Annotated in this window: 21 protein-coding genes; 16 read left to right on the top strand and 5 right to left on the bottom strand. The window is 68.1% G+C overall.

All coding sequences use genetic code 11. The features are described from left to right. Window positions 1–103 precede the first annotated feature (103 nt). Together C4F17_RS16770 and C4F17_RS16765 are read left to right on the top strand one after the other, a co-directional pair. A complete protein-coding gene (locus C4F17_RS16770; protein WP_081270745.1) occupies window positions 104–484 on the top strand; it encodes a helicase SNF2 in 381 nt (126 codons plus the stop codon). A gap of 129 nt (window positions 485–613) precedes the next feature. After that, entirely contained in the window at window positions 614–1,219 is a 606-nt protein-coding gene (locus C4F17_RS16765; protein WP_106937593.1) for an isochorismatase family protein, read from the top strand. A 1-nt stretch (window position 1,220) separates the two neighbouring features. On the opposite strand, the gene C4F17_RS16760 is transcribed toward C4F17_RS16765, so the two are convergent. Continuing rightward, window positions 1,221–1,901, bottom strand: a complete 681-nt coding sequence (locus C4F17_RS16760) for a DUF4407 domain-containing protein (RefSeq protein ID WP_234382138.1) — start codon at window positions 1,899–1,901, stop codon at window positions 1,221–1,223. 200 nt (window positions 1,902–2,101) lie between these two features. Here C4F17_RS16760 and C4F17_RS16755 point away from each other — a divergent pair, with 200 nt between their 5' ends. Genes C4F17_RS16755 through C4F17_RS16735 form a run of 5 tightly spaced genes read left to right on the top strand, consistent with a single transcriptional unit; the run spans window position 2,102 to window position 7,887 of the window. Further along, window positions 2,102–2,707: a DUF6891 domain-containing protein gene (locus C4F17_RS16755; RefSeq protein WP_106935996.1), complete on the top strand. Its 606-nt coding sequence runs from the start codon at window positions 2,102–2,104 to the stop codon at window positions 2,705–2,707. Further along, complete coding sequence (locus tag C4F17_RS16750) at window positions 2,704–4,506, top strand: VanW family protein (RefSeq protein WP_234382136.1); 1,803 nt, start codon at window positions 2,704–2,706, stop codon at window positions 4,504–4,506. The genes C4F17_RS16755 and C4F17_RS16750 overlap by 4 nt, the downstream gene beginning before the upstream one ends. 16 nt (window positions 4,507–4,522) lie before the next feature. Next, window positions 4,523–5,122, top strand: a complete 600-nt coding sequence (locus C4F17_RS16745; protein WP_106935994.1) for a hypothetical protein — start codon at window positions 4,523–4,525, stop codon at window positions 5,120–5,122. A 48-nt stretch (window positions 5,123–5,170) separates the two neighbouring features. After that, complete coding sequence (locus C4F17_RS16740) at window positions 5,171–6,847, top strand: FxLYD domain-containing protein (protein WP_106935993.1); 1,677 nt, start codon at window positions 5,171–5,173, stop codon at window positions 6,845–6,847. A gap of 44 nt (window positions 6,848–6,891) precedes the next feature. Next, window positions 6,892–7,887 (top strand): LLM class flavin-dependent oxidoreductase, encoded by a 996-nt coding sequence (locus C4F17_RS16735; RefSeq protein ID WP_106935992.1) that lies wholly within the window; start codon window positions 6,892–6,894, stop codon window positions 7,885–7,887. 9 nt (window positions 7,888–7,896) lie between these two features. Here C4F17_RS16735 and C4F17_RS16730 read toward each other — a convergent pair whose 3' ends face one another. Then, window positions 7,897–9,624, bottom strand: a complete 1,728-nt coding sequence (locus tag C4F17_RS16730) for a long-chain-fatty-acid--CoA ligase (protein WP_106935991.1) — start codon at window positions 9,622–9,624, stop codon at window positions 7,897–7,899. Window positions 9,625–9,770: 146 nt separating this feature from the next. On the opposite strand from C4F17_RS16730, the gene mnmA reads away from it, so the two are divergent. Beyond that, window positions 9,771–10,880 (top strand): tRNA 2-thiouridine(34) synthase MnmA, encoded by a 1,110-nt coding sequence (mnmA, locus tag C4F17_RS16725; RefSeq protein ID WP_106935990.1) that lies wholly within the window; start codon window positions 9,771–9,773, stop codon window positions 10,878–10,880. Window position 10,881: 1 nt separating this feature from the next. Here mnmA and C4F17_RS16720 read toward each other — a convergent pair whose 3' ends face one another. Genes C4F17_RS16720 through C4F17_RS16710 form a run of 3 tightly spaced genes read right to left on the bottom strand, consistent with a single transcriptional unit; the run spans window position 10,882 to window position 12,615 of the window. Further along, complete coding sequence (locus C4F17_RS16720) at window positions 10,882–11,373, bottom strand: NUDIX hydrolase (protein ID WP_106935989.1); 492 nt, start codon at window positions 11,371–11,373, stop codon at window positions 10,882–10,884. 22 nt (window positions 11,374–11,395) lie between these two features. Beyond that, complete coding sequence (locus tag C4F17_RS16715) at window positions 11,396–11,821, bottom strand: DUF4019 domain-containing protein (protein WP_234382133.1); 426 nt, start codon at window positions 11,819–11,821, stop codon at window positions 11,396–11,398. A gap of 47 nt (window positions 11,822–11,868) precedes the next feature. Beyond that, complete coding sequence (locus tag C4F17_RS16710) at window positions 11,869–12,615, bottom strand: response regulator transcription factor (RefSeq protein WP_106935987.1); 747 nt, start codon at window positions 12,613–12,615, stop codon at window positions 11,869–11,871. A 438-nt stretch (window positions 12,616–13,053) separates the two neighbouring features. Between C4F17_RS16710 and C4F17_RS16705 the strand changes: the two genes are divergently transcribed. The 8 genes from C4F17_RS16705 (at window position 13,054) to C4F17_RS16670 (ending at window position 21,873) form a co-directional block, all read left to right on the top strand. Next, window positions 13,054–14,184: a Re/Si-specific NAD(P)(+) transhydrogenase subunit alpha gene (locus C4F17_RS16705; RefSeq protein ID WP_106935986.1), complete on the top strand. Its 1,131-nt coding sequence runs from the start codon at window positions 13,054–13,056 to the stop codon at window positions 14,182–14,184. A gap of 28 nt (window positions 14,185–14,212) precedes the next feature. Then, window positions 14,213–14,542 carry an NAD(P) transhydrogenase subunit alpha gene (locus tag C4F17_RS16700; RefSeq protein ID WP_081270757.1) on the top strand — a complete coding sequence of 110 codons (330 nt, stop codon included), beginning with the start codon at window positions 14,213–14,215 and terminating at the stop codon, window positions 14,540–14,542. Beyond that, window positions 14,539–16,038: an NAD(P)(+) transhydrogenase (Re/Si-specific) subunit beta gene (locus C4F17_RS16695; RefSeq protein ID WP_081270758.1), complete on the top strand. Its 1,500-nt coding sequence runs from the start codon at window positions 14,539–14,541 to the stop codon at window positions 16,036–16,038. The genes C4F17_RS16700 and C4F17_RS16695 overlap by 4 nt, the downstream gene beginning before the upstream one ends. Window positions 16,039–16,138: 100 nt before the next feature. Continuing rightward, window positions 16,139–17,818 (top strand): long-chain-fatty-acid--CoA ligase, encoded by a 1,680-nt coding sequence (locus C4F17_RS16690; protein ID WP_081270759.1) that lies wholly within the window; start codon window positions 16,139–16,141, stop codon window positions 17,816–17,818. 51 nt (window positions 17,819–17,869) lie between these two features. Continuing rightward, window positions 17,870–18,874, top strand: a complete 1,005-nt coding sequence (locus tag C4F17_RS16685; protein ID WP_081270760.1) for an ABC transporter permease subunit — start codon at window positions 17,870–17,872, stop codon at window positions 18,872–18,874. Window positions 18,875–18,878: 4 nt separating this feature from the next. Further along, window positions 18,879–19,784 (top strand): ABC transporter permease subunit, encoded by a 906-nt coding sequence (locus tag C4F17_RS16680; RefSeq protein WP_106935985.1) that lies wholly within the window; start codon window positions 18,879–18,881, stop codon window positions 19,782–19,784. Window positions 19,785–19,801: 17 nt separating this feature from the next. After that, window positions 19,802–20,830 carry an ABC transporter ATP-binding protein gene (locus C4F17_RS16675; protein WP_106935984.1) on the top strand — a complete coding sequence of 343 codons (1,029 nt, stop codon included), beginning with the start codon at window positions 19,802–19,804 and terminating at the stop codon, window positions 20,828–20,830. Beyond that, window positions 20,827–21,873: a dipeptide ABC transporter ATP-binding protein gene (locus C4F17_RS16670; RefSeq protein ID WP_106935983.1), complete on the top strand. Its 1,047-nt coding sequence runs from the start codon at window positions 20,827–20,829 to the stop codon at window positions 21,871–21,873. The genes C4F17_RS16675 and C4F17_RS16670 overlap by 4 nt, the downstream gene beginning before the upstream one ends. The last annotated feature ends 24 nt before the right edge of the window (window positions 21,874–21,897 follow it).

Here is a 21,897-nt window from a genome sequence, read left to right as displayed (position 1 = left end):
AAGGGTTTTTACTTAGATATCGGCGCACAATTCTTCCCATGGACCAGCCCTTCAGCTGATCCAGACCAAGAAACAAGAACCGAACCAATTGAAGGACATCCAAATGACCGCCTCGAAGCTCCTCTCCGCCATCTCCATCGCCCTGCTGGCCGCCGCCGGTGCCGCCCACGCCGAAACCTATGAAGGCGTGCATCAGCTGACCTCGGCCGCCAGCCGCGCCGACGTCGCCAGCCAGGCCGTCGTGGCCGCACACAGCGCCAACCCCTACGCCACCGGTGCCAACGCCGGCCCGGCCCAGGTGTTCGTGTCGAACACCAGCCGCGCTGCCGTCCGTGCCGACGCCGTTGCCGCCGCGCACAGTGCCGACCCCTACGCCGAAGGCGCTTCGTCGGGCGTAGCCCCCGTGGTCGCCAGCACCGTTGACCGCGCCGCAGTTCGCGCAGCAGCCCGTGCCGCAGCGCACGGCGACGCCCTGCCGCTGTAATCTTCGGCAGCAAGCCCGCTTCGGCGGGCATCTTTCGATAAAAGCTGGACCATGCATCTGCATGGTCCAGCTTTTATGCGTATGGCGATGCTCATGGCGGGCTCATACGGCGTCCGTATCATGGCCTGCATGCAAATCCAACATCTAGACATCAACCCCGGCCAAACTGCACTCATCTCCATTGATCTGCAGAACAGCAACGTCGCCCGGCAGCTTGCGCCGCATTCCGCCGCCGACGTGGTGCAGCGCGGCAAGCGCATCGCCGACAGCCTGCGCGAGGCGGGCGGCACCGTGGTCTGGGTGAGGGTGGACGTGAGCGCGCTGCTGAGCCTGCCGGCGGACGCATCCATCAGCCGCCCGGCCGGATCGCCCGTGCCGCTGCCCGAGTTCTCCGAACTGGTGCCCGAGCTCGAAGTGCAGGCCGCCGACGTGCGGATCACCAAGCGCCAGTGGGGTGCCTTCTACGGCACCGACCTCGACCAGCAATTGCGCCGCCGCGGCATCAGGACGCTGCTGATGAGCGGCATCGCGACCAACTTCGGCGTCGAGTCGACAGCGCGTGCGGCCTTCGACCGTGGCTACGAACTGGTGTTCGTGGAAGACGCGATGACTTCGCTCGCGGCCGAGCCGCACGATTTCGCGAACCAGCAGGTGTTCCCGCGCATGGGCCGCGTGCGGTCGACCGAGGTGGTGCTGAAGGCCATCGCCGCGGCTGCCGGGCAGCAGCAGCGCTGATTCAGCGCGCGGGCAGCAGCCGCAGCGGGGCGACCAGGAAGGGCGCGGTGCCGGCTGCGCCCGTCTCGTGGACCGTGACGAACCACCGCGCCGCCGCGCCATCCTCCGGCCGCGCGCACAGCGTGCCCGTGTAGAGCAGCCGAGCCGCTTGCGCGTCCTCGCAGTGCACGGCGGTCTCGTCGCAGCAGGTGTCGGGCAGCGAGGCGTCGACGCGCTTCATCAGGCGCAGCGTGAGCCGCTCCGGCGCCCTCGTGCGTTCGCCCTGGCGGGCAGCGGGCACCGTCGCGCGCAGTCGCAGCTCCAGCGGCTCGCCGATGCGCAGGCCCTCGCCGCGCTCCAGCCGGATGTCCGCCAGCGCCACGCGCACGCGGCGCCGCTCGCGCAGCGAGGTGCAGACGAACACCACGGTCAGCACCGAGAACATCGCGAACACCGGCAGGCCGACCAGCATCCACAGCCACTGCCAGCCGCCGGCCAGTGCCCAGGTCATGGCCTGGAAGCCGAAGACCGCGAAGAAAGCCAGCACCGCGAGCGCGATCAGCCAGCCGAGCCGATCGGCGGGCGACTTCGGTGCGCGCTCGGTGGCCTGCGGTGCGCCCGAAGTCCATTGGTCCGGGAGCAGTTCGTCGATGGGCGGCAGGTCGATGGCGGGCTGGTGCTCTTGCATGAAGGCGCGGAGCATAGCTGCCGCCTCCGCCAAAAGGCGCATTGCCTTGCCGCTGGGCATCCCGCATGATGGTGTGGTGCGGAAGGGCGGGCCGCGAGACGTCATGCTTTCGCATTAATGCGCCATGGTGGTGCACTCGGGCGAAAATACCGAGCGCTCCTGCCAGGAAAAACGAAAGCACGATCCTTCGCCGCCAAGGTGGCAACCCCTCACGCATGGCCCTTACTCTCGACCCCGAAGACACGCGCGGACGCATCCACGATCTCGTGTGGTGCGGCTTCTATCCCGATGCCGACGTCGAATGGATGATCACCGACGAGTATCTGGACCCCGACGAGCTCACGGGCGAAGACCGTGCATGGATCAAGGCCGAGGCCGCGCGCGCATGCGCCGCCAAGCGCGCCGCCGAGGCAGGCTGGCCTGCGCTGACCGAATACGACCGGCTCGAAGCCGTGTTCGCGCAGCTGCGTGCCGAGAAGATCATCGCGCTGCATCGCGCCGGCAACTCGCTGGCCGACGGGCATGACGACGTGCGCGAGCAATGGCGCGCCGCGGGGCGCCTGGCGTCGGGCATCCGCGGCTGCTGCTTCTATCACTCGCAGGATCTCGACACGGCAGTGCGCACCGGCCGCCTGCACCTGGCGTTCAGCGGCGGCATGATCCCCGAGATCGACCAGCGCGAGGCCAACACCGTCGTCGTCGGCCGCCGCATCGTCGAGCTGCTGCGCGCCGCTGGCTTCGGCGCGCACTGGAGCGGCGACATCAACGAGCGCATCGAAGCCGACCTCGGCCAATGGCGCAAGCGAGGCCCCTCCGCGTGAGCGTGCAGGCCTGGCAGCCGCCGCGCCGTATCGACGCCATCGATTTCTGGCTGCGCTCGCGGCTGCTGGCCACTGCCCATGCGCTGCGCGAGGCACTGCGGCCCTCGGCCCGGCGCTGGCACTGCGGCAGTCACGCGCTGGCCGATGCGCCCGTCATTGCGCAACACCGCACGCCCCTCTGGTCCGACGGCCGCGCCGATGAATTTCCGCTGGTGGCCGGCAAGGTGCAGAACCTGCGCGTGGCGCGGCGCGCCTTCGACGCGGTCGAGGTGCCGGCGGGCGAGCTGCTGAGCTTCTGGCGGCAGCTCGGGCGGCCCGCTGCCTGGCGCGGCTTCGTGGTCGGGCGCGAATTGCGCGGCGGCTGCGTGGTGCCGACGCTGGCCGGCGGCCTCTGCCAGTTGTCGAATGCGCTGGCGACGGTCGCCGCGCGCGCGGGTTTCGAACTGGTCGAGCGCCACGGGCATACGGCGCGCATCGAGCAGGCCGGCGACGCCGATGGCGATGCGATCGATGCGACCGTGTTCTGGAACTACGTCGATCTCAAGCTGCGCGCCAGGCACGCATGGCGGCTCGAAGTGGAGCTGACCGACAGCGAACTGGTGTTGCGCATCCGCGCGCGTTCACCGCCCACGGCTGCTGCTGCGCCGCTCGTGCTGCGGCGTGCGAACGCAGCGGATGCGCCAGCCGCATTGCCTCTGGCTCGCGGCTGCCTGAGCTGCGACCAGGCCGCGTGCTTTCGCCACCGCCCCCGCGTCGACGTCGAACCGCAGGGGCGCACCGCCGTGCTGGTGGACGGCTGGACGCCGGAGTTCGCGCGCTACCTGCACGCCGCGCATCCGCAGGCCGAGCGCATGCAGCCCGTGCCGCTGCGGCTCGCGTTCTGGCGCCGGCCCGCGACCGGCTGGCAGCGCGAAGCCGTCGCGCAAGGCACGCAGGCCGCGCAAGCACTGTGGGCCGTGAGCCTGCGACGGGCGCTGTGGCAGCGGCTCTGGGCGCGGCACGCGGGGCGGCGGCAGGCGAGCCTGATCGACGGGCAGCGCTGGCTCGCGCTGGCATTCGCAGCGCGGCTGAAGCCGGCGCACACGCAACTGGTGGTCGAGCAATCGCTGCTGCCGCACCTGCAGCGCATCGGCGCGCTCGACGGACGCCGCGTCACCGTGCTGGCCGGCGCATTGCCGATGGCCGAGATCGAACGCCGGCTCGATGCCGCCGCGCACCGCTGGCCCGGCGATGAAACGCTGCGCGACTTCCGCGCCGACCCCGCGCTGGCGCTGGCCGAGGCGCAGGCTCTTGCACGCGCGGTGGCCGTGGTCACGCCGCATGCGCAGGCCGCGGCGCGGATCGAGCGGCTTGCGCCACGGGCCGCGCTGGTGCGGCTCGACTGGGTGCTGCCCCAGGCCAAGACCGTTGCCAGTGGGCGCGCCGACCCGCCCCTCGTCGTGTTCGCGGCAAGCGCATTGGCCCGCAAGGGCGCACGCGAACTCGCCGCCGCGCTGCAAGGCTGGCCGTGCCGCCTGCGCGTGCTGGGCGCGCCGTCGAGCGACGCGCGGCTCTGGCAAGGCATTGCGCAGGTCGAGCACATGAACTGGCAGGGCGACGCGCTGGCGGGCGCCAGCGTGGTCGTGCTGCCGGCGCACATCGAGCATGCGCCGCGCGCGGTCCTGCGCGCGGTGGCGGTCGGCGTGCCGGTGGTGGCCTCGACCGCCTGCGGCCTCTCGGCCCTGCCTGGCGTGCGCGAGGTCGCGCCGGGCGACGTGGAATCGCTGCGCGCCGCCGTGCGCGCCGCCTGCAGTAACTGAACGGAGAACAACACACGTGGCATCGATCGAACAGGCCCGAGCGGCCCTGGCTCCCCATGGCGCGCTGGCGCCGCAGTCCGCGGCCGAGCACTGGCGCGGCGACATCGCGCTGCCGCCCGCCATCGAGGCTTTCTATGCGCAGGTCGGCCCGCTGGGCGACTGGATCAACGAGCGCGTGGGCCACGCGGGCCTCTCGATCCCGACCGCCGGCAACGACTTCAGCATCCCGCCGCTCGCGCGCCTGTGGCAGCTGCAGGCCGGCTACCGCTGGCACGGCATCACCGGCGAGCGCCTGTCCGGCTGGCCCGATCATTGGCTGGTGGTGGCCGACCAGGGCGCGGACCCGTTCATCTTCGACCTGCGCACCGGCGCGATACAGTTCGCCTTCCACGGCGCGGGCGCGTGGCAGGACGACGAACCGATCTTTGCCGACATCCTCGAGATGGCCGCGTGCCTCGGCACCATGGGCCAGGTCTGGGAGGAAGCCGGCGACGACATCTTCCTGGACGACGATTCCGTCAATCCGCTATACCGCGCGCGGCTGGTCGAACGGCTGGCACCGCTGCTCGGCGGTGCCGCGGCGGCGGAAGGGCTGGCGGCCGCGTTCGACTGGTAGCGGCGCCGCGCAGGCAGGCAATCAAGAAAAAGAACCCGGGAGCAATTCATGACCATCGACCTCCAGACGCTCAGGTGCGGCGAATGCGGCAGCAGCGTGCTCAAGCGCACGGGCCTCAACGAATACACCTGCGAGCACTGCGGCTCGGTCACGCTGGTCGAGGACAACGTGTCCGACCGGCTGGAGCGCGTGCTCGACCAGGTGAAGAACGAGGCCGGCCGGCGGCTCGCGGCCGAGGAGGCGCTCAAGCAGAAACTGATGCTGCGCAAGATCGGCATCGGCGTGATCGCGGTGCTCGGCGTGGTGCTGGTGGGGCGCATCGTGGGGCTGTTGATCGGCTCCGGCAAGCCGTCGCCCGATGCGCGCCCCGCCGCGGTGGCCGCGATCGACCGCACCATTCCGCCCGACGGGCTGAAGCTCGGCGAGCCGCGCCAGGTGCTGGTGGGCACCGGCAGCTCGGCCCTGCCCAAGCTGCTGGTGGTGGCGCGCAACGAGACCGGCAAGCCGCTTTCGCGTGCCGGCGTGCGCGCCATCTACTACGACGGCGACTCGCGGCTCGACGAGCGCAGCGAGATGCTGCCGGTGTCGGTGCTGCAGCCCGGCGAAAGCGCGCCCGCGCTCATCGACATGCCCAGCGGCAAGAACATCACGCGGCAGGAGCTGCGCGTGCAGAAGCTGGCCGAGCCCTACAGCGCCACCGAGGGGCCGCGCATGACCTTCTCGCGCGTGCGGCTGGTGCAGCAGGGAGAGCGCGTGCGGCTGGTGGGCCGCATCGCCAATGCGCGCACCGACGGCGTGGAGATCGGCGGCATCGAGGTGCTGGCCACGCTGTACGACGACGCCGGCCAGGTGATCGGCATCGGCCACGGCTACGGGCAGGCCAACGAGATCCAGCCGGGCGCGCAGACCTCGGTGGACGTCAGCATCGCCCGCTTCGGCCGTGCGGCTGCGGTCGCGGCTTGGGACTACCGCATCGGCTACAGCGTCGTCGGGGCTTCAGGCGCGCGCACGCCGGTGCTGAGCGCCGACCGCGTGATCCGCGCCACCGGCGGCCCGGAGAACTTCAACCCCGAACTGCGGCTGGGCACCGACGACCTGCTGGCCAGCGACAGCGAGCGCTTCGACGCCAGGCAGCTGGAGCTGCTGCCGCTGATCGACGGGCGCAACAACATCCAGCAGCGGCTGTTCCTGACCGAGCTGGTGAATCGCAGCGCCGACGCGATCGTGCTGGCGCCGGGCGGCGTGATCTCGCGCTTCAGCGGCAGCAAGGCGCGCGGCACGACCAACATCTCCGGGCTGGCCTACCTGTATCCCGGCGAGCGCTTTCCCATCTTCCTCGAACCGGAAGACATGGAGAAGCTGACCGAGACCCGCATCGAGTGGAAGCCGATGCGCCGCGCCGCCATGCCGGGCCCGCGCAAGCCGCTGGAAGTGCGCGTGACGGGCACCAAGGCCCAGACCGGCAGCGTGCTGCTGAACTTCACCCAGCGCTTCACCTACAAGAGCGTGGAAGTGACGGGCAGCGTGAAGAACCCGGGCAACGGCATCGTCGGCAAGGTGCGGCTGTGGGTGAGCCTGCGCGACCGCGGCGGGCAGCTCACGGGTTTCAAGCTGGTGGAAAACCTGCCGGCCATCGCGCCGGGCGAGAGCGTGCCGTTCCAGGTGAACGTGGAGCAGAACGGCCGGGACTTCGCGAGCGTGACCACGCTATACCAAACCGAATAGCCCCTCCCGCGACGGCGTTGGGCGGTTCGCGCCATGATCGAGCCATGATTCCGTTATCGATCCTCGACCTCTCCCCGATCACCGAGGGCAGCGACGCCGCGCAGTCGTTCCGCAACTCGCTCTCGCTGGCGCAGCATGGCGAGCAGCTCGGCTATACGCGCTACTGGCTGGCCGAGCACCACGGCATGCCGGGCATCGCGAGCGCGGCCACGGCGGTGTTGCTGTCGTACGTGGGCGCGGGCACGTCCACCATCCGCATCGGCGCCGGCGGCGTGATGCTGCCGAACCACTCGCCGCTGGTGATCGCCGAGCAGTTCGGCACCCTCGAGTCGCTCTACCCGGGGCGCGTCGACCTGGGCCTGGGCCGCGCGCCCGGCTCCGACCAGCGCACCGCGCGCGCGCTGCGCCGGAACCTCGAATCGGATTCCGACCAGTTCCCGCAGGACGTGATCGAGCTGATGGACTTCATGTCGAAGAACCCGCAGCAGGCGGTGCGCGCGGTGCCCGGCGCGGGGCTCGAGGTGCCGGTGTGGATCCTCGGCTCCAGCACCTTCGGCGCGCAGCTGGCGGCGCACCTGGGGCTGCCGTATGCCTTTGCCTCGCACTTCGCGCCGCAGCAGATCATGCAGGCCATCCAGATCTACCGCGAGACCTTCAAGCCGTCGGCGCAGCTGAGCAAGCCGTACGTGATGCTGGGCTTCAACGTGTTCGCGGCCGACACCGACGAGGAGGCCGAGTTCCGCGCCACCTCGTGGCAGCAGGCCTTCGTGAACCTGCGCAGCGGGCGGCCCGGCCGCCTGCCGCCGCCGGTCGAGAACTACCGCCAGAAGGTCGGCCCCGCGGAAAACGCCTTGCTCGACTCGGTGCTGTCGTGCTCCGCGGTCGGCTCGGTCGAGACGGTGAAGAAGGGCGTGGAAGCGTTCGTCGCGCGCACAGGCGCGGACGAACTCATGATCACCTCGCAGGTGTTCGACCACGCTGCCCGGCTGCGCTCCTACGAGCTGCTCGCCGCGGCCTTCGGCCAGACGGCGAAGCAGTAGCGCCGGGGCTCAGGCCCGCTTGCGGGCTTCCTCGTCCACGAGGTCCTTCTTCGAGAGCTTGCCCACGGCGGTCTTGGGCAGCTCCGGGCGAATCTCCAGCGCGCCGATCATCTCGTGCTTGCCGAGGCGGTCTTTCAGGAAGGCCTTGAGCGCATCGAGCGTCAGTTCGCCCGCGCCTTCCTTCAGTTTCACGAAGGCCTTGGGCGACTGGCCGCGGTATTCGTCGGGAATGCCGATCACGCAGACTTCGGCCACGGCGGGGTGCTCGTACACCGCTTCTTCCAGCACGCGCGGATAGACGTTGTAGCCGCCGCACAGCAGCATGTCCTTGGTGCGGTCGACGATGTAGAAATAGCCGTCAGCGTCCATCTTCGCGACGTCGCCGCTGCGGAAGTAGCCGTCGGGCGTCATCGACTCGGCGGTGGCCTTGGGGTTGTTCCAGTAGCCCTTCATCACGTTCGGGCCCTTGATGCAGAGCTCGCCCGCTTCGCCGAACGCGGTGACGTCCTTCGACGGATCGTCCAGGCTCACCAGCTTGATGCGCACCTGCGGCAGCGGCATGCCGCACGAGCCTGCCTTGCGAACGCCGCGCGCGGGCGTGAAGGTGCCCACGGGCGAGGTCTCGGTCATGCCCCAGCCTTCGTTGAGGTGGCAGCCGGTGAGTTCGAAGAAGCGCTGCTCCACTTCCACCGGCAGCGGCGCGCCGCCGGAGCCGCAGAACTTGAGCGAGCGCAGGTCCATCTCCTTCGCCTTGGGGTGCGAGAGGATGGCGGTGTACATCGTCGGCACGCCGGGAAACACGCTGATCCTGCTGGCGGCCAGCTCGTTCATCACCGCATCCACGTCGAAGCGGGTGTGCAGCACCAGCGCGGCGCCAAGCCGCACGCCGAGCAGCATGGCGGCGCTGAGCGCGAAGATGTGGAAGAGCGGCAGCACGACCAGGAAGCGCTCGCTGCCCTCGTCGAGGATCGGCGGATCGCCCCTGGTCGACTCGTAGTACTGCGCCGAGGCCGACGTGAGGTTGGCGTGCGTGAGCATCGCGCCCTTGGGCAGGCCGGTGGTGCCGCCGGTGTACTGCAGCACGACGATTTCCTCGGCCAGGTCACCGAGCGGATGCGTCTGGTGCGTGCCTTCGCTCTTGAGCAGGTCGGTGAAGCGCAGGTGGCGGTCGTCGGTCGGCACGGGCGCGATCTGGCCGGCGCCCTGCAATTGGGCCTGCACCTTGTCGCCCGCGGCGCCGTAGTCGCCGAGGCTGCCGACCACCAGCTTGCGCAGGCGCGAGCTGTCGAGCAGGCGCGCCATCTGCGGGTACAGGTTGACGAGGTCGAGCGTGATGAGGATGTCGGTGCGGCTGTCCTCGATCTTGTGGGCCAGCACGCGCTCGGCGTCGAGCGGCGAGTAGTTCACCACCGTGCCGCCGGCCTTCAGCACGGCGAAGAAGGCGATCGGGTAGTGGGGCGTGTTCGGCAGGTACAGCCCCACATGCACGCCGGGCTTCACGCCCAGGTCCTGCAGGCCCTTGGCGGCACGCTCGACGGCCGCGCCGAGCTGGCGGTAGGTGATGGCCTGGCCCATGAACTCCACGGCCGAATGCTCGGGCCAGCGCGCGACGGCTTCGTCGAGCATCTGCTGCACCGGCTTGACGGGCAGCTCGGCGTCCCAGCGCATGCCGGGCGGGTAGTTGCGCGTCCAGGGGGTGTCGTCGCCGGACCGGGCGGCGGGGGAGGGGGTGGCCATGCGTCTTGTCTCCGCTGTGCTTTTGCGGCACTTTAGCGCCGGCCTTTCGCATCGCGCAGCGGCAGCTGACAAGCCGGCGACACGGGTTTTCCCGATTTCCCACACACGGGGAGCCCCTAACGCGAGGCTGGGACAATGGCGGGCTTATGGCAAAGCAACGGATCGTGGTGGGACTGAGCGGCGGGGTGGACTCCGCGGTGACTGCGCACCTGCTCAAGCAGCAGGGGCACGAGGTGGTCGGCATCTTCATGAAGAACTGGGAAGACGACGACGACAGCGAATACTGCTCGTCGAACATCGACTTCGTGGATGCGGCCAGCGTGGCAGACGTGCTGGGCATCGAGATCGAGCACGTCAACTTTGCGGCCGACTACAAAGACCGCGTGTTCGCCGAGTTCCTGCGCGAATACAAGGCAGGCCGCACGCCCAACCCCGACGTGCTGTGCAACGCCGAGATCAAGTTCAAGGCGTTTCTCGACCACGCCATGCGGCTGGGCGCCGAGAAGATCGCCACCGGGCACTACGCGCGCGTTCGCCTGAACGAGGCCACCGGCAGGCACGAGCTGCTGAAGGGACTCGACCCGTCGAAGGACCAGAGCTACTTCCTGCACCGGCTGAACCAGGCCCAGCTGTCGAAGACGCTGTTCCCGGTGGGCGAACTGCACAAGACCGAGGTGCGCCGCATCGCCGAGGAAATCGGCCTGCCTAATGCGAAGAAAAAAGACTCGACCGGCATCTGCTTCATCGGCGAGCGGCCTTTCCGCGATTTCCTCAACCGCTACATCTCCAAGGAGCCGGGCCCGATCAAGGACGATCGCGGCCGCAAGCTGGGCGAGCACCAGGGGCTGAGCTTCTACACGCTGGGGCAGCGGCAGGGGCTGGGCATCGGCGGCGTGAAGGAGAAGGGCGCGCAGAGGGGCTCGGGCGACCATTCGCCCTGGTTCGTGGCGCGCAAGGACGTCGAGAAGAACACGCTGTGGGTGGTGCAGGGGCATGACCATCCGTGGCTGCTGTCGTCGGAACTGAAGGCGGACGATGCGAGCTGGGTGTCGGGCGAGGCGCCCGCCGCCGGGAGCTACGGCTCGAAGGCGCGCTACCGCCAGGCCGACGCGGCCTGCGAGATGGGTGCGGGCGACGGCGGCAATGCGGCGGCGTTCAGCCTGCGCTTCGGCGAGGCGCAATGGGCCGTGACGCCGGGCCAGTCGGCCGTGCTGTACGACGGCGAACGCTGCCTGGGCGGCGGCGTCATCGTCTGATTCAGGGAGCCGAGCGCACCGATTCGTCGACCTGCACGAGTTCGAGCGGGTAGCGCTTGCCGGCGAGGTAGTCTTCCACGCACTGCAGCAGCAGCGGGGTGCGATGCCGCGCCACGCTGGCGCGGATTTCGTCCGGCGTCATCCAGAGCGTGCGCACGATGCCGTCGTCCAACGCGCGGCCCGCCTCGAAGGCGCCCAGCGTGCCGGTGAAGCAGAAGCGCATGTAGGTCACGTCTTCGCCGCGCTCGGCCAGCGGACGGGAGCGCGCCATGTAGATGCCGACCAGCGCCGTGGGCGTGAAGTGGTGGGCGGTTTCCTCGAGCGTTTCGCGCACGCAGCCCTCGGCCGGCGATTCGCCGGGGTCGAGGTGGCCGGCGGGCGTGTTGAGCCTCAGGCCGTCGCCGGCCTGTTCTTCGACGAGCAGGAAGCGCCCGTCGCGTTCGATCACCGCAGCCACGGTGACATTGGGTTTCCAGCGCGTGGCGGCAGCCATCTTTTCTTGTCCTTGCTCTGTTCTAGCGCAGCACGTAGCCGCTGAAGCGCCACATGCGGTCGCGGTCGAGGTGAAAGCTCACGAGTTCGCGCAGCGTGCCGTCGGGGCGGTTGGCGAAGCGGGTTTCGTATTCGATGCTGACATATTGGCCGTCGGTGTCGTGGTCGGAGTCGGCCACGACCTGGCGGTTGACCGCGACCCATGTTCGCATGCGCGGCGCGCCGAGTGGCGCACGGCTGCTGGCGACCTGGTCGATGAATTCGGCGCGCGTCACGCGCTTGCGGGTGGCGGCCGTGGCGCCGTCCCAGAGTTCGCCGGTCTTGCCCTGGTCGATCATCTGGATCGCCTGCATGCCGCCTCGCACCATGTCGCCGGCCTCCACCTCCTGGGCGGCGGCCGGCCCGATCCAGCTCCAGGACAGCATGGCGGCGAGCAGGAGCCTGATCATGGGTTTCATTCGTCTCGCTTCGATATGGCCAAAGACCTTTGGAGACTTCAGCGGGGCATAGATTCCCCGCAGGCCTGTGAGCGTGCGCTTCCGATCTTGAGCACGCTGTCCGCGTCGATCGTCTCGAGGCGGTATCCCAACCCGTAGATGGCCAGCAGCAGGAAGCCATTGGATGGGCGCAGGTCGAGCTTGGTGCGCAGCCGCGAGACATGCGTGTCGAGCGAGCGCGACAGCGCCTCGATGCCCAGCCCCCACACGGCTTCGTGCAGGTGCTCGCGCGACAGCAGCCGCCCGATGTTCTGGAACAGGAACAGCGCCAGTTCGTACTCGCGGTTCTTCAGTTCGACCTCCTTGCCATGCACTTTCAGTACCCGTGAAGGCGGATAGAAGTGATAGGGACCGAACACCAGCTCGGGCTCGTGGCGGGCGGGGTAGGAGCGGCGAAACAGCGCATTGACGCGGGCTTCGAGCTCGCCCGCCCTGATGGGCCTGGCCATGAAGTCGTCGGCGCCGGCGTTGAGCCCCTCGATCATGTCGTCCTCGTCGCGACGGGCGGTCACGAACAGGATGGGCAGCCGGCTCTTGAGATCGACCCGGATGCTCTTCACCACTTCGGGGCCCACCATGTCGGGCAGGTTCCAGTCGAGTATGAGCAGGTCGAAGGTTTGCCGGCGCAGCGAATGCAGCAGCACCTTTCCTGCAGTGAACGTATGGCACTCATGGCCGAGCGCCACCATGGTTTGGTTGATCAGCCTGCGTTGGTCGGGGCCATCGTCGAGTACAGCAATACGCATTCCATCCCTCTTTTTCCTCCCTTCGCCAGCCTCCATGAGCTGGCGATAGGAGGCGCAGTCTATCCACCGGGCACTGGCGCGAGAAAAATCGGGATGCAACTAATGCACGCTATTCCGATTTTTATAAATCGATCTAATAACAATTAGCTAATTTTAAATGCAGATATCTAGTTATTAGATCAACGGTTCTATTGACTTGTTAGCGAACTTGTTAATTCAAGGCGTTGCCGCAGGCTTGCCGTGGTGTCCAGGTCGATCCGAGTGCCATATGCAGGCTATCGAATACCCGAATTTGCTATCAATTGAATAGCTGCTAGGCCAGCAAATACAGGCCTTCCAAAAGAAGCGGGAAGGGAATCTGCGAGACAACGGCGGGCTGTAATCTTGCTGTAAGCTCTGCCCGCATTCCGTGTGCCCCCTTGCTCTGAGGAGAACTCTATGCTGATAGGCGTGCCTGCCGAGATACTGGCTGGCGAAACCCGAGTGGCCGTGACACCCGAGACGGTGAAGAAACTTTCGGCCTCGGGGCACACGGTGCGCGTGCAGTCCGGGGCCGGCGTTGCAGCCAGCGTGACCGATGCGGCGTACCAGGCCGCGGGCGCGGAGATCACCGACCGGGCCGGCGCCTTCGGTGCCGACATGGTGCTCAAGGTGCGCACACCCACCGACGACGAGACCGCGCTGCTCAAGTCCGGCGCCGTCGTCATCGGCATGCTCAATCCATTCGATGCTGCCGGCCTGCAGCGCCTGGCCGCAGCCGGCGTCACCGCCTTCGCGCTGGAAGCCGCGCCGCGCACCACGCGCGCCCAGAGCATGGACGTGCTCTCTTCTCAGGCCAACATCGCCGGCTACAAGGCCGTGATGATCGCGGCCGACAAATACCAGCGCTTCTTCCCCATGCTCATGACGGCGGCCGGCACCGTGAAGGCCGCGCGCGTCGTCATCCTGGGCGTCGGCGTGGCCGGCCTGCAGGCCATTGCCACGGCCAAGCGCCTGGGCGCCGTCATCGAGGCCTCCGACGTGCGCCCGAGCGTGAAAGAGCAGATCGAATCGCTGGGCGGCAAGTTCATCGAAGTCTCCTACGACACCGATGAAGAAAAGGAAGCCGCCGTCGGCGTCGGCGGCTACGCCAAGCCCATGCCCGCGAGCTGGCTGGCGCGCCAGCAGGTCGAGGTGGCCAAGCGCGTGGCGCTGGCCGACATCGTCATCAGCACCGCGCTCATCCCCGGTCGCGCCGCGCCCACGCTCATCACCGAGGACATGGTCAAGGCCATGAAGCCGGGTTCGGTGATCGTCGACATCGCCGCGGGCAAGGGCGCCGATGGCGTGGGCGGCAACTGCCCGCTGTCGGAAGCCGACAAGACAGTGGTCAAGCACGGCGTGACCATCGTGGGCGAGACCAACCTCGCGGCGCTCGTGGCGGCCGACGCATCGGCGCTCTATGCGCGCAACGTGCTCGACTTCCTCAAGCTCATCGTCACCAAGGAGGGCGCGCTGAAGATCGACCTCGAGGACGACATCGTCGCCGCCTGCCGCATGACGCAGGACGGCCAGGTCACCCGCAAGTAAGCCAGCGAACACGCGAGGAGAAGAGCAAATGGATCCCGTATCCCATACCGTCATCAACCTGATCATCTTCGTGCTGGCCATCTACGTGGGCTACCACGTGGTGTGGACCGTCACGCCCGCGCTGCACACGCCGCTGATGGCCGTGACCAACGCCATCTCGGCCATCGTGATCGTGGGCGCCATGCTGGCGGCCGCGCTCACCACCACGCCGCTGGGCAAGACCATGGGCGTGCTGGCCGTGGCGCTGGCCGCGGTGAACGTCTTCGGCGGCTTCCTGGTCACGCGGCGCATGCTGGAGATGTTCAAGAAGAAAGAAAAGAAGAGCGCCCCCAAGGCCGAAGAGGGAGCCGCCAAGTGAGCATGAACCTCGTCACGCTGCTGTACCTGGTGGCCAGCGTCTGCTTCATCCAGGCCCTGAAGGGGCTGTCCCATCCCACCACCTCGATCCGCGGCAACATCTTCGGCATGACCGGCATGGCGATCGCCGTGCTGACGACCATCGCGCTGATCCACGGGCTGACGCGCTCGCTCGGCGTGAACTTCGCCACCGGCATCGGCTGGGTGCTGGCGGCCGTGGTCGTCGGCGGCGGGCTGGGCGCCTTCATGGCCAACAAGGTCGAAATGACCAAGATGCCCGAGCTGGTCGCCTTTATGCACAGCATGATCGGCCTGGCGGCGGTGTTCATCGGCGTGGCCGCGGTGGCGGAGCCCTGGGCCTTCGGCATCACGGCCGCGCCCGTGGCCGCGCTCATCGGCGCGCAGACGCCCGACGGCGCCGTGGTGCTGGACGGCTTCGTGCGCTACGCCATTCCGTACGGCAACCGGCTCGAACTGTTCCTGGGCGCGGCCATCGGCGCCATCACCTTCAGCGGCTCGGTCATCGCCTTCGGCAAGCTGTCGGGCAAGTACAAGTTCCGCCTGTTCCAGGGCGCGCCGGTGCAGTTCAAGGGCCAGCACATGCTCAACCTGGTGCTGGGCCTGCTGACCATCGCACTGGGCCTGCTGTTCGTGGCCACCGAGAGCTGGGGCGCGTTCTTCGCGATGCTGGCGCTGGCCTTCGTGATGGGCGTGCTCATCATCATCCCGATCGGCGGGGCCGACATGCCTGTGGTGGTGTCGATGCTCAACAGCTACTCGGGCTGGGCGGCCGCGGGCATCGGCTTCAGCCTGAACAACGCGATGCTGATCGTGGCGGGCTCGCTGGTGGGCTCCTCGGGCGCCATCCTGAGCTACATCATGTGCAAGGCCATGAACCGCTCTTTCTTCAACGTGATCCTGGGCGGCTTCGGCGGCGAGGCGGCCACCACCGGCGGCGCGGCCAAGGAGCAGCGCCCGGTGAAGACCGGCAGCGCCGACGACGCGGCCTTCGTGCTGGGCAACGCCGAGACGGTGGTGATCGTGCCGGGCTACGGCCTGGCGGTGGCGCGCGCGCAGCATGCGGTGAAGGAACTCGCGCAGAAGCTCACCGACAAGGGCATCACCGTGAAGTACGCCATCCACCCGGTGGCCGGCCGCATGCCCGGCCACATGAACGTGCTGCTGGCCGAGGCCGAGGTGCCCTACGACCAGGTGTTCGAGATGGAGGACATCAACGGCGAGTTCGGCCAGGCCGACGTGGCGATCATCCTGGGCGCCAACGACGTGGTGAACCCCGCCGCGCACACCAAGGGCAGCCCGATCTACGGCATGCCCATCCTGGAGGCCTACAAGGCCAAGACCGTCATCGTGAACAAGCGCTCCATGGCAGCCGGCTATGCGGGACTGGACAACGAACTGTTCTACATGGACAAGACCATGATGGTCTTTGGGGATGCCAAGAAAGTAGTGGAAGATATGGGCAAGGCCATCGAATAGGCCCGGGTCCGTGCCGCGCCGAGCGGCGCGCTTCCTCTCGGCGCCGCTTCGTGCGCCGTTTTCGTTTTCAACAGTCCGACCCCCGGAGGAGACAAATCCAATGACCGATCGTCCCTGGCTCAGCAGCTACCCGCAGGGTGTGCCCGCAGATATCGATGCATCGCACTACCCCTCGCTGGTCGCGCTCATGGAAGAGAGTTTTTCCAAGTACGCCGACCGCACGGCCTACAGCTTCATGGGCAAGGACATCAGCTACGGCGAGACCGACAGGCAGAGCAAGGCCTTCGCGGCCTACCTGCAGGGACTGGGCCTGGTGAAGGGCGACCGCGTCGCCGCGATGATGCCCAACTGCCCGCAGTACCCGATCGCGGTCGCGGCCATCCTGCGCGCCGGCCTGATCCTGGTCAACGTGAACCCGCTCTACACGCCGCGCGAACTCGAGCACCAGCTCAAGGACTCGGGCGCGAAGGCCATCGTCATCATGGAGAACTTCGGTACCACGCTGCAGCAGTGCATCGCGTCCACGCCGATCAAGCACATCGTGCTGGCCTCCATGGGCGACCGCCTCGGCTTCCTGAAGGGCGCGCTGGTCAACTACGTGGTGCGCAACGTCAAGAAGCTGGTGCCCCACTTCAGCCTGCCCGGCGCGGTGCGCTTCAACGACGCGCTCGACAAGGGCGCGAGCGGCTCGCTCAAGCCGGCGGCCATCGGCCCGGACGACGTGGCCGTGCTGCAGTACACCGGCGGCACCACCGGCGTGTCGAAGGGCGCGGTGCTGCTGCATCGCAACGTGATCGCCAACGTGCTGCAGTCCGAAGCCTGGAACGAGCCGGCCATGGCCAAGGTGCCGGCCAACGAGCAGCCCACGGGCGTGTGCGCGCTGCCGCTGTATCACATCTTCGCTTTCACGGTCGGCATGATGCTGAGCATGCGCACGGGCGGCAAGCTGATCCTGATCCCGAATCCGCGCGACATCCCCGCCGTGCTGAAGGAACTGTCGAAGCACACGATCCACAGCTTCCCGGCCGTCAACACGTTGTTCAACGGCCTGGCGAACCACCCCGACTTCAACACCGTCAACTGGAAGAACCTGAAGATCTCGGTGGGCGGCGGCATGGCCGTGCAGGCCGCGGTGGCCAAGCTCTGGCTCGAGAAGACCGGCTGCCCCATCTGCGAGGGCTACGGCCTCTCGGAGACCTCGCCGTCGACCACCTGCAACCCGACCAACAGCACCGCCTACACCGGCACCATCGGCCTGCCGCTGCCGAGCACCTGGCTCAAGCTGCTCGACGACGAAGGCAACGAAGTGCCCATGGGCGAGCGCGGCGAAATCGCGATCAAGGGCCCGCAGGTGATGGCCGGCTACTGGCAGCGTCCCGACGAGACCGCCAAGGTCATGACGCCCGACGGCTACTTCAAGAGCGGCGACATCGGCGTGGTCGACGAGCGCGGCTACTTCAAGGTGGTCGACCGCAAGAAGGACATGATCCTGGTGTCGGGCTTCAACGTGTACCCGAACGAGGTGGAAGACGTGGTGGCACTGATTCCGGGCGTGCTCGAATGCGCGGCGGTCGGCGTGCCCGACGAGAAGACCGGCGAGGCCGTGAAGCTCGTGATCGTGAAGAAAGACCCGTCGCTCACCGAAGCGCAGGTGCGCGAATACTGCCGGGCAAACCTTACGGGTTACAAGCAGCCGCGAATCGTAGAGTTTCGTACCGACATGCCGAAGACGCCGGTCGGCAAGATCCTGCGCCGCGAGTTGCGCGACGCCAAAAAGTAAGGGTTCGGCCCGGGTAGGGCCACGGCATCGATCTTGCATATTCGCGGGTCGATGTTTCGATTCATCCTGACCCGCGTGAGCTTGCTGGTGCCGACCTTCATCGGCATGACGCTGCTCGCCTTCTTTCTCATCCGGCTCGTACCCGGCGACCCCATCGAGACGATGGCCGGCGAGCGCGGCATCGACCCCGCGCGCCACGCCGAGCTGCGCACCGCCTACGGCTTCGACAAGCCGGTGATCGTGCAGTACGGCATCTACATCGCCCGCGTGCTGCACGGCGACCTGGGCAAGTCGCTCATCACGCAGGACACGGTGATGAGCGAGTTCCTCGCGCTCTTCCCGGCCACCGTCGAACTCGCGGTCTGCGCGATTCTCTTCGCGCTGCTGCTGGGCCTGCCGGCCGGCATCCTGGCGGCGGTGCGGCGCAACTCCATCTTCGACCACGGCGTGATGGCCACGTCGCTCACCGGCTACTCGATGCCGATCTTCTGGTGGGGGCTGCTGCTGATCCTGTTCTTCTCGGTGCAGCTCGGATGGACGCCGGTGTCGGGGCGCATCGCGGTGCAGTACTACATCGAGCCAGAGACCGGGTTCCTGCTGATCGACTCGCTGCGCGCCGGCGACACCGGCGCGTTCTGGTCGGCCCTGCATCACCTGATATTGCCGGCGGTCGTGCTCGGCACCGTGCCGCTCGCGGTGATCGCGCGCATGACGCGCTCGGCCATGCTCGAGGTGCTGGGCGAGGACTACATCCGCACCGCGCGCGCCAAGGGCCTGTCGCGCTTTCGCGTGGTCGGGCTGCACGCGCTGCGCAATGCGCTCATTCCGGTGGTGACCGTGATCGGCCTGCAGGTGGGCGTGCTGTTCACCGGCGCCATCCTCACCGAGACCATCTTCTCGTGGCCGGGCGTCGGCAAGTGGCTCATCGAGGCCATCGGCCGGCGCGACTACCCGGTGCTGCAGGGCGGCATGCTGCTGCTCGGCGGCATCGTGATGCTGGTGAACCTGCTCGTCGACGTGGCCTATGGCGTCATCAACCCGCGCATCCGGCGCTGAGCTCATGGCCTCGACACAAACCATTTCCAACGGTGCGAAAAGCACCGCACCTCCCGGCCCCTGGCGCGAGTTCTGGACGGCCTTCTCGGCCAACCGCGGCGCGGTCATCGGGCTGGCCACCATCGTCTTCCTGCTGCTGATCGCGCTGTTAGCGCCGTGGATTGCGCCGCATGCGCCCAACGAAACCAACAGCGCCGTCTTCCTGCTGCCGCCGGCATGGCAGCAGGGCGGCTCCATGAGCTACCTGCTTGGCACCGATGCCATCGGGCGCGACATTCTTTCGCGGCTCATGCATGGCGCGCGGCTTTCGCTGTCGATCGGCGTGGCGGTGGTGGCGATATCGGTGGTCGCGGGCGTGGTGCTCGGGCTCATCGCGGGCTTCTTCCGTGGCGTGCTCGAGATCGCGATCATGCGGCTCATGGACATCGTGCTCACGCTGCCCAGCCTGCTGCTGGCCATCGTGATCGTCGCCATCCTCGGGCCGGGGCTGGTCAACGCGATGCTGGCGGTGGCCATCGTGGTGCTGCCGCACTATGTGCGCATCACGCGCGCGGCGGTCATCGCCGAGGTCTCGCGCGACTACGTGACCGCCGCACGCGTGAGCGGCGCAGGCACGCTGCGCCTGATGTTCCGCGAGGTGCTGCCCAACTGCGCCGCGCCGCTGATCGTGCAGGCCTCGCTCGGCATCTCCACGGCCATCCTCGACGCGGCGGCGCTCGGCTTCCTGGGCCTCGGCGCGCAGCCACCGTCGCCCGAATGGGGAACCATGCTGGCCGACGCGCGCGAGTTCGTGCTGCGCGCCTGGTGGGTCGTCACCTTCCCGGGCCTGGCGATCCTGATGGCCGTGCTGGCTTTCAACCTGCTGGGCGACGGCTTGCGAGACGCGCTCGACCCCAAGCTCAAGCGCTGAAGCAAAGGAAAGCACAGATGCCTTTGCTTGACATCAAGGACCTGCACGTCGAGTTCCCCACGCAAGGCGGCGTGCTGCACGCGGTCGATGGCGTGAGCCTCACGCTCGAGGAGGGCGAGGTGCTCGGCATCGTCGGCGAATCGGGCTCGGGCAAGAGCGTCACGATGATGGCGCTGATGGGCCTGGTCGGCTTTCCGGGCCGTGTGCGCGCGGAGCACATGCGCTTTGCCGGCAAGGAACTGCTGGGCATTTCCGACAAGGCGCGGCGCTCGCTGGTCGGCAAGGAAGTGGCCATGATCTTCCAGGAGCCGACCACCAGCCTCAACCCCTGCTTCACCATCGGCTTCCAGCTGATGGAGACATTGCGGCTGCACCTGAAGCTCGACAAGCGCGATGCGAAGCGCCGCGCGACGGAGCTGCTCGAACAGGTCGGCATTCCCGCCGCGTCGTCGCGCCTGGGCAGCTATCCGCACCAGCTCTCGGGCGGCATGAACCAGCGCGTGATGATCGCGATGGCCATCGCCTGCAACCCGCGCCTGCTGATCGCCGACGAGCCGACCACCGCGCTCGACGTGACCATCCAGGCGCAGATCCTCGACCTGCTGCGCGACCTGCAGAGGGAGCGCGGCATGGCACTGGTGCTCATCACGCACAACATGGGCGTGGTGAGCGAGATGGCGCAGCGCATCGCGGTGATGTACGCGGGCCAGGTGATGGAGCACCAGCGCGTCGACCGGCTCTTCGCATCGCCGCAGCATCCCTACACCGAGGCCCTGCTCGCGGCTTTGCCCGAACGCGTCGCGCCCGAGGGCCGGCTCGCCACCATCAGCGGCATGGTGCCGGGCGTGCACGACCGGCCGGCGGGCTGCCTGTTCGCGCCGCGCTGCGGCTACGTCACCGAGCGCGCCTGCCATGTGCGGCCGGCGCTGCGCGAATGGCAGGGCGCGGAAGTGCGATGCCACTTTCCGCTCGGCGAGCCGGGGCGCAAGGCGGCCATCGAAAGCGATCCGCCGAAGCGGCGAACGGCCGACGAGGTGCTGCCATGAGCGAAGCATCGGCCGGTACCTCGAACGAAGTGGTCGTCGAGGCGACCCATCTGCAGCGCACCTACGACATCCGCCGCGGCATGTTCCGCGTGCCGTCGCACCTGCGCGCGGTGGGCGACATCTCGTTCCGCATCGAGCGCGGACGCACGCTGGCGGTGGTCGGCGAGTCGGGCTGCGGCAAGTCGACGCTCGCGCGCATGGTCGCGCTGATCGAGAAGCCGACCGCGGGCCAGCTCACGCTGGTGGGCGCCGACGCGGTGAACCCACCGCCCGAGCGCAAGCGCGAGCTGCGACAGGCCGTGCAGCTGGTGTTCCAGAACCCGTACGGCTCGCTCAATCCGCGCAAGAAGATCTCGGCGGTGCTCGAAGACCCGCTGGCCATCAACACCACCATGGGCAGGCCCGAGCGCGCAGCCAAGGCGCGCGAGATGCTGGCGCGCGTGGGGCTGCGGGCCGAGTACGCCAACCGCTATCCGCACATGTTCTCCGGCGGCCAGCGCCAGCGCATCGCCATTGCGCGCGCGCTGATGCTGAACCCGCGCCTGCTGGTGGCCGACGAGCCGGTGTCGGCGCTCGACGTGTCGATCCAGGCCCAGGTGCTGAACCTGCTGGCCGACCTGCAGGCCGAGCTGGGGCTGGCGTATCTCTTCATCTCGCACGACCTCGGCGTGGTGCGGCACATCGCGCACGACGTGCTCGTGATGTACCTCGGCCATGCGGTGGAGCAGGGCCCGAAGTCGCGCATCTTCGCGCGGCCGCTGCATCCGTACACGCAGGCGCTGCTGGCTTCGACGCCGGGGCTCAGCAGCCAGCGCATCGTGCTCAAGGGCGAACTGCCTTCGCCGCTGAATCCGCCCACCGGTTGCGTGTTCAGCACGCGCTGCCCGCACGTGGCGCCGCGCTGCCGCGAAGAACGGCCGCTGCCGCGTCTGCTCGACGAGCGGCTGGTGGCGTGCCATTTCTCGGAGAAGTTCCTCGAAGGCGCGCCGCTCGTGCGCGCCGATGTTCCGCCGGCCGCCATCGCGATGGCGACGAATCCCTAGCAACCTGCTTTTTCAACCGTGTCC

Origin of the sequence: Variovorax sp. PMC12, assembly GCF_003019815.1 — a bacterium.
Classification (GTDB): Bacteria; Pseudomonadota; Gammaproteobacteria; order Burkholderiales; family Burkholderiaceae_C; genus Variovorax.
The sequence above is the reverse complement of the archived record's forward strand: the minus strand, read 5'-3'. Positions and strand labels throughout refer to the sequence as shown.